This window comes from Paenibacillus dendritiformis (assembly GCF_021654795.1).
In the GTDB taxonomy this organism is placed as follows: Bacteria; Bacillota; Bacilli; order Paenibacillales; family Paenibacillaceae; genus Paenibacillus_B.
In genome coordinates, this window is the sequence record NZ_AP025344.1 from 6162175 (window position 1) to 6175878 (window position 13704).

At 53.9% G+C, this 13704-nt stretch carries 14 protein-coding genes; 6 read left to right on the top strand and 8 right to left on the bottom strand.

What is annotated here, in order from left to right; all coding sequences use genetic code 11:
• Window positions 1-339: 339 nt before the first annotated feature.
• The 6 genes from qoxA (at window position 340) to L6439_RS27355 (ending at window position 7268) form a co-directional block, all read left to right on the top strand.
• A complete protein-coding gene (gene qoxA / locus L6439_RS27330; protein WP_213470980.1) occupies window positions 340-1365 on the top strand; it encodes a cytochrome aa3 quinol oxidase subunit II in 1026 nt (341 codons plus the stop codon).
• Window positions 1366-1392: 27 nt separating this feature from the next.
• A complete protein-coding gene (gene qoxB, locus L6439_RS27335) occupies window positions 1393-3336 on the top strand; it encodes a cytochrome aa3 quinol oxidase subunit I (protein WP_168181798.1) in 1944 nt (647 codons plus the stop codon).
• Window positions 3333-3929: a cytochrome aa3 quinol oxidase subunit III gene (gene qoxC / locus L6439_RS27340; RefSeq protein ID WP_168181799.1), complete on the top strand. Its 597-nt coding sequence runs from the start codon at window positions 3333-3335 to the stop codon at window positions 3927-3929. The genes qoxB and qoxC overlap by 4 nt, the downstream gene beginning before the upstream one ends.
• Window position 3930: 1 nt before the next feature.
• Window positions 3931-4218 (top strand): cytochrome aa3 quinol oxidase subunit IV, encoded by a 288-nt coding sequence (gene qoxD / locus L6439_RS27345; RefSeq protein ID WP_006679562.1) that lies wholly within the window; start codon window positions 3931-3933, stop codon window positions 4216-4218.
• A gap of 980 nt (window positions 4219-5198) precedes the next feature.
• On the top strand, window positions 5199-5825 hold the full coding sequence (locus L6439_RS27350) for a hypothetical protein (RefSeq protein ID WP_213470982.1): 627 nt from the start codon (window positions 5199-5201) through the stop codon (window positions 5823-5825).
• A 537-nt stretch (window positions 5826-6362) separates the two neighbouring features.
• A complete protein-coding gene (locus tag L6439_RS27355; RefSeq protein WP_213470984.1) occupies window positions 6363-7268 on the top strand; it encodes an SDR family oxidoreductase in 906 nt (301 codons plus the stop codon).
• A 64-nt stretch (window positions 7269-7332) separates the two neighbouring features.
• Here L6439_RS27355 and L6439_RS27360 read toward each other — a convergent pair whose 3' ends face one another.
• From L6439_RS27360 to L6439_RS27395, 8 genes are all read right to left on the bottom strand, one after another.
• Complete coding sequence (locus tag L6439_RS27360) at window positions 7333-7764, bottom strand: threonine/serine exporter family protein (RefSeq protein ID WP_213470986.1); 432 nt, start codon at window positions 7762-7764, stop codon at window positions 7333-7335.
• A gap of 16 nt (window positions 7765-7780) precedes the next feature.
• Window positions 7781-8539: a threonine/serine exporter family protein gene (locus tag L6439_RS27365; protein ID WP_168181802.1), complete on the bottom strand. Its 759-nt coding sequence runs from the start codon at window positions 8537-8539 to the stop codon at window positions 7781-7783.
• A gap of 183 nt (window positions 8540-8722) precedes the next feature.
• The gene (locus L6439_RS27370; RefSeq protein ID WP_168181803.1) at window positions 8723-9478 is read right to left on the bottom strand and encodes an MBL fold metallo-hydrolase; all 756 of its coding nucleotides are present in this window, start codon (window positions 9476-9478) and stop codon (window positions 8723-8725) included.
• A gap of 75 nt (window positions 9479-9553) precedes the next feature.
• Window positions 9554-10471 carry a helix-turn-helix transcriptional regulator gene (locus L6439_RS27375; protein ID WP_168181804.1) on the bottom strand — a complete coding sequence of 306 codons (918 nt, stop codon included), beginning with the start codon at window positions 10469-10471 and terminating at the stop codon, window positions 9554-9556.
• On the bottom strand, window positions 10468-11121 hold the full coding sequence (locus L6439_RS27380) for a TVP38/TMEM64 family protein (protein ID WP_213470987.1): 654 nt from the start codon (window positions 11119-11121) through the stop codon (window positions 10468-10470). Before L6439_RS27380 ends, L6439_RS27375 begins: the two co-directional genes overlap by 4 nt.
• Before the next feature lie 291 nt (window positions 11122-11412).
• Entirely contained in the window at window positions 11413-12090 is a 678-nt protein-coding gene (locus tag L6439_RS27385) for a YjgB family protein (RefSeq protein ID WP_213470988.1), read from the bottom strand.
• 285 nt (window positions 12091-12375) lie between these two features.
• Window positions 12376-13233 carry a VOC family protein gene (locus L6439_RS27390; protein ID WP_213470989.1) on the bottom strand — a complete coding sequence of 286 codons (858 nt, stop codon included), beginning with the start codon at window positions 13231-13233 and terminating at the stop codon, window positions 12376-12378.
• A 32-nt stretch (window positions 13234-13265) separates the two neighbouring features.
• The gene (locus L6439_RS27395) at window positions 13266-13676 is read right to left on the bottom strand and encodes a DoxX family protein (protein ID WP_213470990.1); all 411 of its coding nucleotides are present in this window, start codon (window positions 13674-13676) and stop codon (window positions 13266-13268) included.
• Window positions 13677-13704: the final 28 nt, after the last annotated feature.

Genomic DNA, 13704 nt, shown 5'->3' on the forward strand with positions numbered 1-13704 from the left:
TGTACAAATAATTACCAGTCAAAGCGAGTCCCCTTCGCGCGAAAACCGCACTTTTCAGCGCCCTCCTAATGTGACAATATTGCAAACTCGGCCTTTCCGCCCATAAATGTGTACAAAAATCAAAACGGCGGATTTCGGCCGAATACGCGTGATTTTTGTCACATATCACATTTAATCGTTTATTTTTTTGGTTTTCACATCCAATGTCAAACCATTTAATGTCATTTATGGTTTTCTATATGCTTTGTTTTTCTACTCCCTTCTTACTAACATAGACTGTGAAATCATTATCCCGACATATTTCAGCGAAGTTCATCACACATAGAAAGGGGTATTTTTGTGAAAAAGAGATGGTCGCTATCTTTTCTTTTCCTATCTCTTATCATCCTGCTGACCGGATGTGATTCATCACTGCTCGTGCTGAATCCAAAAGGTCCGGTGGCCAAGACCCAATCGGACACGATCATCTTCTCCATGTTTATTATGGCGGGCGTGCTGCTGGTCGTCTACGTCCTGTACATCTACATGCTGACCAAGTACCGGGCGTCGAAGGCCGCGCCGGATTATGAGCCGCCTCATATGGAGGGAAGCACATGGCTGGAAATTACGTGGACGCTCATTCCGGTCATTATCGTCATCATTCTGTCGGTCGTTACGATTCGATCGACCAATGCCGTGGAGACAACGCCGGCAGGCTATGAGGATCAGAAGCCGCTTATCGTCTATGCCTCCTCCTCGAACTGGAAGTGGCATTTCAGCTATCCGGAAGAAGGCGTCGAGACGGTCAATTACGTCAATATTCCGACGAACCGGCCAGTCGAGTTCCGGCTCTATTCGTACGGGCCGATTACAAGCTTCTGGATTCCCCAGCTCGGCGGGCAGAAATACGCTATGAGCGACATGGTGACCAAGCTACGGCTTGTCGCCGAACATGAGGGTTCCTACATGGGCAAGAACTCCAACTTCTCGGGCGCGGGCTTTGCCCACATGGATTTCGAGGCATTGGCCATGTCGCCGGAAGCCTTCGACAAATGGGTGAACGAAGTGAAAACCACCGCGCCGGAGCTGACGAGCGAAGAGTTCGACGCCTTGCTCGCGACGGAGCATGTCGGACGCAAGAGCTACTCGTCAACCCATCTGGCCTTCAAGCCTGCGCCTGAAGGCGAGCATGCAGGCCATCATCACGGATCCGACGATGCGACCGCTCCGGAAGCAGATTCGGAGCACTCCGGCACGAACCACACGGGAACGGAGCATTCGGACACCGACCATGCGAATATGAATCATTCGGATATGGATCACGGTGCGATGAACGGTTCAGAGCCGGATCATGAGCAGACGGAGCACTCTCAGCATGGCAACTAGATTCGCAGAGAAAGGAGTCAAATCTGTATGAAATGGGACGAATTTTTCGTTACCGGAGAACCGATGATCTACGGCGCGATGGCCAGTATCGTCATCGTGTCGCTCGCCATCCTCATCGGGTTAACCTATTTCAAAAAATGGGGTTACCTGTGGCGCGAATGGCTGACGACCGTCGATCATAAGCGCATCGGCGTCATGTATATCATCGCCGCGCTCCTCATGCTGTTCCGCGGCGGCGTCGACGCCCTGCTGATGCGTACGCAGCTTGCGGCTCCGGACATGAAGTTCCTGGATGCGCAGCACTATAACGAGATCTTTACGACACACGGGGTCATCATGATCCTGTTCATGGCGATGCCGTTCATTATCGGCTTAATGAACGTCGTGATCCCGCTTCAGATCGGGGCCCGCGACGTCGCATTTCCACGCTTGAATGCGGTCAGCTTCTGGCTGTTCTTCTTCGGGGCGATGCTGTTCAACATTTCGTTCGTGATCGGAGGGTCGCCGGACGCCGGCTGGACCGCTTACTTCCCGCTCGCGAGCGTCGAGTTCAGTCCGACCGTCGGCATGAACTTCTACTCCATCGCGCTGCAGATTGCCGGGATCGGCACCTTGATGACCGGGGTCAACTTCATCGTGACCATTCTCAAAATGCGCGCGCCTGGCATGACGCTGATGCGCATGCCGATGTTCACGTGGTCGGTTCTCATCACCTGCGTCATCATCCTGTTCGCGTTCCCGGTTCTCACGGTAGCGCTCGCCTTGATGATGTTCGACCGGATGTTCGGGGCGCAATTCTTCACGATGGCTAATGGCGGCATGGATATGCTGTGGGCCAACCTGTTCTGGGTATGGGGCCATCCGGAGGTCTATATCGTCGTCCTCCCTGCGTTCGGGATTTACAGCGAGATTATCTCGACCTTCTCGCGCAAAAACTTGTACGGCTATAAATCGATGGTATTCAGCATGGTTGCCATCTCGCTCCTGTCCTTCGTCGTATGGGCTCACCACTTCTATACGATGGGTCACGGGGCCATGGTCAACGGCTTCTTCTCCGTCACGACGATGGCGATAGCCGTGCCGACCGGCGTCAAAATATTCAACTGGCTCTTCACGATGCAAAAAGGGAAGATACAGTTTACGACGCCGATGATGTATGCCCTCGCCTTCATTCCGATCTTCACGATCGGGGGCGTCACGGGCGTCATGCTCGCGATGGCGAGCGCCGACTATCAATACCATAATACGATGTTCCTGGTCGCGCACTTCCACTATGTGCTTATTCCAGGCACCGTGTTCGCGGTCATTGCCGGCATGTACTACTGGTTCCCGAAAATATTCGGCTTCCGCCTGAACGAGCGTCTGGGCAAAATCAGCTTCTGGTTCATCGCGATCTGCTTCAACATCACGTTCTTGCCGCTGTTCTTCCTCGGCTTGAACGGCATGACGCGCCGGATGTACACCTACTCGGCCGAGACCGGCTTCGGTCCGCTGAACCTGATCGCCACGATTGGCGCCTTCGGTCTGGCTATCGGCTTCGCGATTCTCGTGTACAACATTTACTGGAGCGCCCGGTACGCGCCAAGAGACAAGACGGGCGACCCTTGGGATGCGCGTACGCTGGAGTGGAGCACCCACAGTCCGGTGCCGGAGTACAACTTCGCCGTCATCCCGAATGTGAAGAGCATGGACGCGTTCTGGTTCTGGAAAAAAGACAAACAGCCGCTGTATGAAGACAAAATCGAAGAGATCCATATGCCGAATAACAGCGGACAACCGTTTATTCTGGGCGTCATCTTCTTCTTCCTGGGCTTCTTCCTCGTCTTCAGCTGGTGGATTCCGTCCATCATCGCCGGCCTGGGTGTGCTGATTATGCTCGCGGTCCGCTCCTTCGAGCGCGATCACGGCCACCACATTCCGGTGAAGACGATTCAGGAGACGGAACAACGATTGCGGGGTGAACAAGCATGAAAGTAGATAACACGCTGCCGCTTGAATATCGCTCGGAGGAGAACAGCAACCGTATTTTCGGATTCTGGTTGTTCCTGGGGGCAGAGATTGTCCTCTTCTCCACCCTCTTTGCTGTCTATCTGACATTGTGGAACCGTACGGGCAGCGGCCCGACGGGTACGGATATTTTTGAACTGAAGGGCGTCCTGATCGAGACGTTCCTGCTGCTGACCAGCAGCTTCACCTGCGGTCTCGCGATTCACAGCATGCGTCTCGGACTGAAGAAGCCGACGCTCGTCTTCTTCGGCATCACCCTGCTGCTCGGCCTTGGCTTCCTCGGCGTCGAGATTGCCGAGTTCGTAACCTATGTCCATGAAGGCGCAACCCTGCAGACGAGCGCCTTCCTGTCCAGCTTGTTCGTGCTGCTGGGCACGCATGGCGCGCACGTCACGCTGGGCCTGCTGTGGGGAGCAGGGATAATGATTCAGATTACGCGCGAAGGCTTTACGATGGATACATCGAATAAATCGTTCATCTTCTCGCTGTACTGGCACTTCCTTGACGTCGTCTGGATCTTCATCTTCAGCTTTGTCTACTTGAAAGGATTGATGTGACATGAAACAACTGTTCCCGATTCGTCATGTGATGGGATATGTCTTCTCTCTCATCCTTTCTGTCGTCGCGCTGGCCGTCATCTTCTGGGATATGTCGTTCGCCATGGGAATGACCATCCTGCTCGTCTGTGCAGCTATCCAGGCATCGGTGCAGTTGTTCTTGTTCATGCACGCCACGGAAGACAAGACAACGAAGTCGTCCAACATGACGAACCTCGTCTATGCGCTGTTCGTCGGTCTGGTCACCGTATTCGGTACGCTGTTCACGATGATCTGGGGTTATCAATAAAGCGAAATATTCACCTGCAAATAAGCCTGCTCCTACCCTGGAGCAGGCTTATTTCAGACTGTCGGCAAAGTCCTGTCGACAGTCTTTTTCTTAGGCAGGGCGGGGCCGGGGAAGGCAGGACCGTTAGGTCAGGGCAAGCGGGTACGGCATGGAGCAAGATGGTCCGCGGTTGAAGCGGTACGCGCATGAAGGAATCTCGCCCGCGGTTGTAGCCAGCGGGTACGGCATGAAATTGCTGCATAGGCGCAGCATTTTTAGCCTCAAGAGGTTAAATTCCGAGAAAATCCTGTAAAACTGCATCATTTCGCCATTTTGAACGCTATCTGCGCCTTGCCGCGGGATTATTGCTGTATTTTCGCAGTAATCCTATGTTCGCATACTCGTGCCAATGAAATTGCTGCATTCTTGCAGTATTGCAGAGCAGATAGCTCAGTTCAGAAGCTCAATCCATATCATGGTGTAAAAAGAAAATGGCATAAAAGAAGAGCCACAGCAAGGATCCACGTATAAGAATAAGATTGTCGAGACAACATGCCGAAGGAGGATCTGGCTATGACCAGAGATGAGGAGATAGCGCCTTATTAGAATCTATCATGAATCAAGTTTTGCAGGCGCAGGCAACGGAACAGTGGAAGACGAGACACTATGACTGAGCAGAAAAGCGTGCAGTTGACCGTAATGGAACCATCCAAAACGGGACAAGGCCTGCCCCTTTCATATTTGTCGACGCCCTGAAATAAGCCTGCTCCATGGTAAGGAGCAGGCTTATTTTGATTTTATTTTCGAAATATCAATTAAGATTCAGATTATTTCATTTCCATAAATGTCCTTATATAGTATCATAAGGAATGAAAAATAATAGGAGGTACGGAAAATGAAGCGCAGGTTTTCATCTTTTTCATTAATTTTCCTGTCAATTGTTCATCCTGTTGCAACTTACTCCAGTGGCTTCCGCATACGAAGATAACACAAACCGTTACTTGAATCTAGGTTTTTCCCTATCAGAAATTAAGGACTTTACCGAAGTAGATAGGAACTATCTGAATGGACTGGATGGAGATTTGGTCTTAAAAAGCGAAAAGTACTTTCAAATCATCTCTCAACTTTCTACTAAGACCCCAAAAGAATTTCTTTTTAAAAATTCATTTCAATGGTTAACTGAACCTAATTTTACATTAGAAGATGTTGTTGCCATAACCCATCCTGAGCATTTTTCACATGTAAATAACAGCGAAATATTTAAATATACGTACGATACTTATACCAATATGCTCCCTCCTTCCTATGTTGGTACGAAAGATGTCTACCAATGGGATGCCAACCGGAATAATACGTACGGCATGGCATTCGTCTACGACTTGCTAGGCTCTGATAGAGATGGGCTTGGGAACAAGTTAATTGTGAGAAATAATAGAGGATATATGGCTTATCGGGTGACTCTAAATAATAACACCTACTTCCAGGGCAGTGCGCATGCTCATTACGCACATACTCAATATGGCATTAGTGGTCTAAGCATCGATTTAAAGTCGGGAAGCCTGTCCTTGTCTGGAGCAATTAGCGTTGATTATGCCGATGATGTGGGGAAAACGTTTGACATTGAATAATTCAAATTTCTTTGGCAACGGGTTTATGCTCGTTGCCACACTTTTTCCTATAACGGAGGTGTCACTTTGTTTGGCCTATACTTTTTCCTCGTCTTCGTAAGTGCCATCTGCTTTCTTATCAGTTTTGTCAGCACAATCAAAGGGATTGTGGATCGGTCCACCTACAAAGAGCGCCTGTTCTGGGCTTGTGTAAGCATGGTCGTCTTTCTCTACTGTATAATGGCAGTCTTACTCAGATAATAATACAAAGTACATTTCTGGACTTCCAAAGAGTATTCTCACTTGATTGAATGTTTTGTTTTGTCCATATCAGCGCGGTGGCCTTTCTCCTTTGAGCACAATCCTCTAGGCTCACTGCCACTCTTTCAGCCTCTGCAAAATCCTATCCTGGTTTTACCGAGATAGGATTTTCTTATGTCTATAGCGACTCGGTGCAGCCCCCCTCTTTATTGATGCAACTCGCCGCATATGTGACCCCTCGCCCCCTTCCAGAATAGGATGGTCTAGGCAAATAACTATAGGGAGGATCCGAACGCTATGTACGATTACCCCATGTATCCTTATTACAGTACAATGACGAAGTGCGAGGAGCAGCCGATTACGTTCCCGCCCCAGCATCAAAATCAGCAGCCTGGGCTGGAATATGTAATGTGTCCGCGGCCGATCGCGGAGAATCCGCACTATACCGGCAGCGGCAAGCTTCGGGATCGGACCGTGCTCATTACGGGCGGGGACAGCGGCATTGGGCGGGCTGTGGCCATTGCTTGCGCCAAGGAAGGAGCGGCGGTCGCCTTCGCTTACCTGTATGAAGAGGTCGATGCAGAGGAGACCCGCGCCCGGATCGAACAGTTGGGAGGACGTGTCCTGGCGATGAAGGCCGATCTCCGCAGCAGGGCCGCGTGCTGCGACATCGTGGAGCAGACGCTGCGCCGCTTCGGACGGCTCGATGTGCTGATCAATAATATCGGCGTGCAGTATCCGCAGCACAGCCTGCTTGATATTACGGAGGAACAGCTAGAGCAGACGTTCCGGACCAATGTCTTCTCCTTCTTCTTCGTCACGCAGGCGGCGCTGCCCCATCTGAAGCCGGGCAGCTCAATTATCAATACTGCCTCGGTTACTGCTTATCGCGGCGAGAAGACCTTGATTGACTATTCGTCGACAAAGGGCGCCATCGTATCCTTCACCCGCTCATTGTCCCTCTCGCTGGTCGAGCAAGGCATCCGCGTCAACGCGGTCGCCCCGGGCCCGATCTGGACTCCGCTCATTCCGTCCAGCTTCCCCGCCGATCGGGTGGCGGTCTTCGGATCGGATACGCCAATGAAGCGGGCCGGCCAGCCGTTCGAGCTCGCTCCCGCGTATATCTACCTGGCGAGCGACGACTCTCGCTACGTGACCGGCGAGACGATGCATGTGAACGGCGGCGGGTTCATTACCTCTTGAGCCCGGCCGCAAGGAGCAGGGCGGCTCGCGGTCCGGCGGCCAGCCTGCCGATGGCCTGCCGAGGCTAGGCCGCCTTTCTTCTCATCACTTGATAGATAACCTCGGAGAACACCAGCCCCATCGCGATCGCCCCCGATATCATCGCCGCCTTGACCCCAAGCTGCACCGCGATGTCGTATTGATTCCAGACCGCATGCCGCATCGCGTCATAGGCCATGCCGCCGGGCACAAGCGGGATAATGCCGGAGACATTGAAAATAATGATCGGCGTCCGGTACTTCTTGGCGAAGACGTGGCTTATCATCGTCACGACGAAGGAGGCGATCAAGGTCGCCGGAATGGCATCGAACCCGACCATTGTACACGAGAGGTAGACAAGCCACCCCATTAAGCCGACGAAGCCGCACTGCACAAGATTCTTCGCCGGAACATTGAAAAGGATACCGAAAGCAGCCGTCGCGAAGAAGCTGACCGCCAGTTGTTCGATGAAGCTCATTCCCATCCTCCTTCCCTTATCCGAGGGACAAGACGCATGCGATTCCGGCGCCGATCGCGAAGGCCGTCAGGAAGGCCTCCGCGCCCTTCGAGATGCCGGAGACGAGATGTCCGGCCATCAGATCCCGAACGGCATTCGTAATCAGCAGTCCGGGGACGAGCGGCATGACCGAACCGATGATAATTTTATCCAAGTCGCGCCCCAGCCCATAGGTGACGCATAGATAGGACACCGTCCCGATGGCGATTGACGCCAGGAACTCGGCGAAAAACTTGATGCGCACCAGTCCGTGCACATACAGCAGCAGCGAGAAGCCGATGCCGCCCGCCAGCATCGCGGGCACAAATTCCGGCCAGCCGCCCCGGAACATTATGGCGAAGCAGCCGCTGGAGACCGTTGCCGCGGCGATTTGGAGCCATAGCGGGTATGCCAGGCGGGCCTTGTCGATTCGCTGCAGCAAGCGCAGCGCCTCAGCCGCCGGAAGACCGTCGCCGCTAATCCTGCGCGAAATATGGTTGACGAGCGTCACCTTCTTCAGATCGGTCGACCGCTCCCCGATGCGGAACAGCCGCGTCGTCGGCGCGGAGCCGTCAATAGCGAAGATGATTCCGGTCGGCGTCACGAAGCTATGACTGTTCTCGTAGCCGTAAGCAGCCGCAATCCGCATCATCGTGTCCTCTACCCGGTACGTCTCGCCGCCGCATTGGAGCATAATTTTCCCCGCGAGAAGACATACCTGGGTCACCTCGTAGCTTGCACTCGGCTGTGCGCTCATTGCTTCACTCCCCATACTGGCCATCTGCGCTGTCATTGATGACATGCTTGGGACATGCCGCGATGTCCATTCGCAAAAAGGAGAGCCGTCGCTCTCCTTCTCATAGCATTCTGCCTATAGTGTAACCGACGCCTCCCGGTTTAGTCCAGATGAGGAAAATGCAGCCTGCCAGGCACCCGCCACCTAGCTGCGATACACATTGTGATGCCATTCCTGATGCAGGAACGGACCGTCACAATTCTGGACCGCTTCATCATAAGACAAAGGTTGTTCGCTAACCAATATCGCCTCGAAGTAAGCGATACGATTCGCAATAGCGCGTTCGATTGCCTCCCGGCCGCTGATGATCGGGCCATGGCTCGGGATAAGCGCATAATCCCCGTATTTCCTAAGCTTATCCAGCGAGTCCCGATGTCTCGCCACATACTGGCCGCTATCCACCGATGGCAGTATCGCTTCTCCGCCGTTCGTGAACATAAGCTCGTCGCCGATATGAGCGTACTGCCCGTTGATGAGGACAAGCGCACTGCAATGCGCATGGCCAGGGAAGGAAAACAGCGTCAATTCGAAGGAACCGAACGGCAGGTGCAGCGGCTCGTCGAATACGATATCCGGCGTAAAACACGGATGATCCCCCGGATCGGTCCACATATCGAGCGTCACCTGGTAATGCGCGCTTCCGTAAATCGGGACTTCAGGAAGCGCCTTCAGTCCATATATGTGGTCAGCGTGGAAATGCGTCAGTATGACCCCCTCAATCGCGATGCCCTGGGAGGTCAGATCTTCATATACTTGCTGGGCATGCTCCTCGAAGGCGGTATCGATAAGCATCGCCTTGCCATTCTCAATCAGGGCCGTAATATTGTAACCGTAATGCCTGTCCGGGCGCGGCTCAAACATGTAAAGTACGATGCCATCCGCAATCTGGTGCTTCTCCATAGCAACCTCCTGTGTCGAGATAATGATCCTTGTTCAACACCCTCACTATAAAATAAAATGACTGACAACTATATGTCAGCCATGATACGACAACCACATTTCATAAATATATTGTTGGACGGCATTTCTGACCTGGGGAGGATCGACGACCGTACAGTCCTTGCCGAAGCCAATGATGAACTTGGATAGACCCTCTTCATACGGAAAATAATCCGTGACGATAAAATGTCCCTCCTCGGTTCTCGTTATCGACTCCTTCGGAAAATGCTCCGCCAGTTGCCCTCCGATACGGGCAGAGAATTGCAGCGTCACCTTGATGCTGCTGTGATAATACCCCTCATCGAGCAGTCTCTGGACCGCTTCCGCCGACTCCGGCCGCTTCTCGTAATGTCCGCCCAACCGCAGCTGCCGGATCCGCACCAGCTTGAAGCGGCGGTAACCGTTCCGGATGCGGCAATATCCATTAAGATGCCAGTGGCCTCCAGAGAAAGCGATCTGGACCGGCTCTACCGTCCGCTCCTCGACGTCCATGCGCCGGTTCATATAATCGAAGACAAGCAGCCGCGATTGCTCCAGCGCTTGATTCATCAGCTGCAGGCTGCTCCTCAGCTCATCCTCCATGCTAAAATGAGACAGGTTGATGCTCCATGCATCCGCGACAGGACGTCTCCGCTCATGCTCGAATTTCAACACCATATCGTTGAAATGCGGGTTCTTCCCGAACAGCATGTTCAAATTGTTCGCGACGGCCAGAAACGTTGCGGCCTCCCCTTCGTTCAGGAACAGATTGGAAACTTGATAATTCTCCATCAGGTAGTAGCCTCCGCCCGGCCCGCCGAGCGCCGCGATCGGCACCCCGGCTTCGCCCAGCTTGTCGATATCCCGGTAGATAGTGCGAAGAGAGACCTCGAAATGTTCGGCCAGTTCCTGGCCCGTCACCTTTCCCCGCTGCGCGATGATTAGCAGCATAGAGAGCAGCCGCTCGACTCTCATGACCCTATCGATTCCTTCCGCTCGGGCACGGGCAGATCGTGCTCTTCTTCCGGCGGGAGATCTTTGGTGAAGCGCGCTTCAATCTTCTTGCTGACCCATAGCGAGGCGGCAAGGAACAATACCACGTACACAATCTGAATCGGATGATGAACGAACCTCATCAAGTCATGCCCGATGTAGGAGACCGCGAACACCATTATCGCCTTGCCGAGCGTGACCGCAATGAAGAAGGAGCGAATGCGCATCCGGGCGATCGCAGCCGCCATATTGATAATAACGAACGGGCCGACCGGAAAAATACTGAGCAGAAAGACATAGCTGAACGCATTGCGCCGCACCCACAGCAAGCTCTTCTTGACCTTGGGCTTCTGCGCGTAGCGCTGAAAATATCGATGTCCGGCAATGGTGCGGACGATGAGGAACGTGACCATGCATCCGGCGATCATGCCGAGCCAGGAGTAGAAGAACCCGGGCCACAGCCCGTATACGGCGGCATTGACGCCGACGATCACGATCGTTGGCAGCGGGGGAATGAACGACTTCATGAAGGTCAGCAGAATGCCGGGCAGCGGACCGAACGAGCGGAACTGCTCCAGCAGATTCCTGAGGTTCTCCTCCGTCACGTAAGACATGATATTCGATAACTCCATATTTTCTATGCACCAACTTCTATTCAGCTTGATGGGACAGAGCCGAGCTATCCGCTTCGGCACTTATCCTCCGCCTTAGCATAGCATAAATATCGGGCCAGGAGATGACCGATCCGCGCTGCCATCAATTGTTCAATAATGGAACAGGGACGCCCGCCGCCGGGCGCCCCTGAAGCGGGCTCAGGGCCGCTTCCTGACAAAAGCGGCGGCATTCCCAATAGGTCAGCATCCGCCAGAACCACTCCAACGGTTCGCACGAAAGGGCTTGCCGCCATGCCGCACCCATCCCCATTAGCCGGCCATCAGATTTTTGGACCCTTGCGGATAGAACACGGAGATATGATCGACATGCGGATTCGGGTTCTTGCCGGTTGGCTTGGGCACAATGAATTTGAGCTCGTAATCCGCGCTGGCCTCGTATACATAGATCGCATCGCCGCCGGTCTCGCGCACATCCTTCGCTTTCCCCAGCGCCTTCTCCACATCCTCCAGCGTCAGCTTCCGCACTTCCGGACCGTCCGATCGGACGTCGAAAATCTGCATGCCCTTGTTATAGCCGAAGACGATATGCCGCTTCTCATAGGTGGCGTACATGCCCTGTCCCGCGAACTCGTCCTTGTCCGGCTCGCCCCATTCCTTCTCCACATCATCCATTAACCCATGCTCGACGGCGAAGCCGCTGTGCGCTACCCGCCCTTCGGCAGCGAGCTTCATCATCTCCTCGACCTCTTGCGCCGAAGTCGGCTCGCCCTTCTCCGGCTTCGTCCCGCCGGAAGTCTCGTCGTGGCCGGAAGGCGCCGAGGCGGGCGGCTTCTCCGCCGATGACGCATCCGGTGAAGGGGACGGCGCCTCCGACGCGATATCGGTGTTTTTATCCGGCCCCTGGACCGCAGGCTCTGTGCCGCAGGCGCTCAGCAGCAGTGCCAGGGCCAGACTTAACGCCATAGCTGTCATCGATTTGCGTTGCATGGCTGTCACTCCCTGAGGTTCGGAATATTTACATTGCAGATATGTTAACATTGACGTATTCATTCCGCAAACAGACAGTCGGCTCTCAGAGCCGTTTTCCCTTTTCCGACACAAAAAAGCGCTTCACCAAGGAATCGGACGCCAACGTCAACCTCCAATTCCGCCTCATCGTCACCATCCGGTCACCTGGATAGAGGTTGCGCCCGTATACGGCAAAAACAGCAGATAGCCGAAGCCATCTGCTGTAAGCTGCCATGCCGCCCGATCTCAGGCGAATCACATATATCAGGATTGCACTTGCAAAATGAGATGAATCCCGTTCGGATCCGACGTTCGTACCGTGCCCGCTTCCTCCTCGACCGGAGCATGAAGCTGACGCAGCCGTTCCACGGTCTGCTTCCGCGCCTCCTCGTCCGGCAGCATGAGCGTGAACCATTTCAAGCCTGCGCTATGCTTGCCGGGTGCGGACGCCCCCGCGCTGTGCCATGTATTCAGGCCGATATGATGATGGTATTTCCCGGTCGAGATGAACAATGCTTGACGGCCATAACGGGCAACGGTCTCGAAGCCCAGCCCCCGGCCGTAGAATTCCTCCGTCTTCTCCAACTCGGAAACCTGCAAATGAATATGACCGATGATGGTGCCGCTTGGCATCGCCGTCCATGGGCGTCCGGTCGCTTCATGCAGCAGGCTGTCGGCCTGCAGCGCCACCGTCGCCATGCCGACCTGGCCCTCGCTCCAGCTCCATGTATCCGGGGAGCGATCCGCATAAATTTCGATGCCGTTCCCTTCTGGATCGGCCAGATAGAGCGCTTCGCTCACATAGTGATCGGATGCCCCCTGGAGCGGGTACCCAATCTGGATGAAGTATTGAAGAATATCGGCCAGATCGGAACGGCTCGGGAGCAGGAACGCAATATGGTACAGCCCGGTCTGGCGCGGGTTCCTCGGCTCGATCGTATCCGGCTGCTCCAGCGTGACGAGAGGCGTCACGCCATCCGCCGTCAAGACGGCGCTGGAGCCGGATTGTTCGAGTACCCTGAATCCAAGGATATCGCGGTAGAACAAGAGCGAGCGTTCCAGATTCTCTACGGCAAGCTGGACATGGCTGACATAAGTTGACGGGTAACGATGAAAATTCATAGGATGGTTCCCCCTTCAGGCTCTAGGCCTGTTCATGCGTTCGGCTTGCTGCCGAAGAAAAGACGATCGAGCGACCACGTATTGCTTGGCGCCAGGAGCAAATATACCGCCATGACAAGGTAGGCCAAATCCAATTCATAGCCCGCCATTTCCGGACTGCCGGTAAAGCCTGCCGCGAACTTCACCTTCACCATCGCCCCAGCCATGATAAGAATGAACAGGGCAGCGAAAAGGCGGGTTCCCAGGCCAAGAATAAGAGCGATGCCCCCGATAATCTCAATCAAGGCAACGGCATAAGCGGCAAATCCCGGGAGCCCCAGACTCTCGAAGAAGCCCATTGTATTGCCGATGCCGCCCTGGAACTTCTGAAAGCCGTGGATAAGAAAAGCCGCTCCCAAGAAAATCCTTAACAGCAAAGCACCTAATTCGTGAAGTTTTGTCATTTCCGAATACACATCCTTTAATTTTAAA

Bases quoted from the DNA above. Each gene is read 5' to 3' on its own strand.
- qoxB (WP_168181798.1), top strand. From the start codon at position 1,393: ATGAAATGGGACGAATTTTTCGTTACCGGAGAACCGATGATCTACGGC.
- qoxC (WP_168181799.1), top strand. From the start codon at position 3,333: ATGAAAGTAGATAACACGCTGCCGCTTGAATATCGCTCGGAGGAGAAC.
- qoxD (WP_006679562.1), top strand. From the start codon at position 3,931: ATGAAACAACTGTTCCCGATTCGTCATGTGATGGGATATGTCTTCTCT.
- L6439_RS27355 (WP_213470984.1), top strand. From the start codon at position 6,363: ATGTACGATTACCCCATGTATCCTTATTACAGTACAATGACGAAGTGC.
- L6439_RS27360 (WP_213470986.1), bottom strand. From the start codon at position 7,764: ATGAGCTTCATCGAACAACTGGCGGTCAGCTTCTTCGCGACGGCTGCT.
- L6439_RS27365 (WP_168181802.1), bottom strand. From the start codon at position 8,539: ATGAGCGCACAGCCGAGTGCAAGCTACGAGGTGACCCAGGTATGTCTT.
- L6439_RS27370 (WP_168181803.1), bottom strand. From the start codon at position 9,478: ATGGAGAAGCACCAGATTGCGGATGGCATCGTACTTTACATGTTTGAG.
- L6439_RS27375 (WP_168181804.1), bottom strand. From the start codon at position 10,471: ATGAGAGTCGAGCGGCTGCTCTCTATGCTGCTAATCATCGCGCAGCGG.
- L6439_RS27380 (WP_213470987.1), bottom strand. From the start codon at position 11,121: ATGGAGTTATCGAATATCATGTCTTACGTGACGGAGGAGAACCTCAGG.
- L6439_RS27385 (WP_213470988.1), bottom strand. From the start codon at position 12,090: ATGCAACGCAAATCGATGACAGCTATGGCGTTAAGTCTGGCCCTGGCA.
- L6439_RS27390 (WP_213470989.1), bottom strand. From the start codon at position 13,233: ATGAATTTTCATCGTTACCCGTCAACTTATGTCAGCCATGTCCAGCTT.
- L6439_RS27395 (WP_213470990.1), bottom strand. From the start codon at position 13,676: ATGACAAAACTTCACGAATTAGGTGCTTTGCTGTTAAGGATTTTCTTG.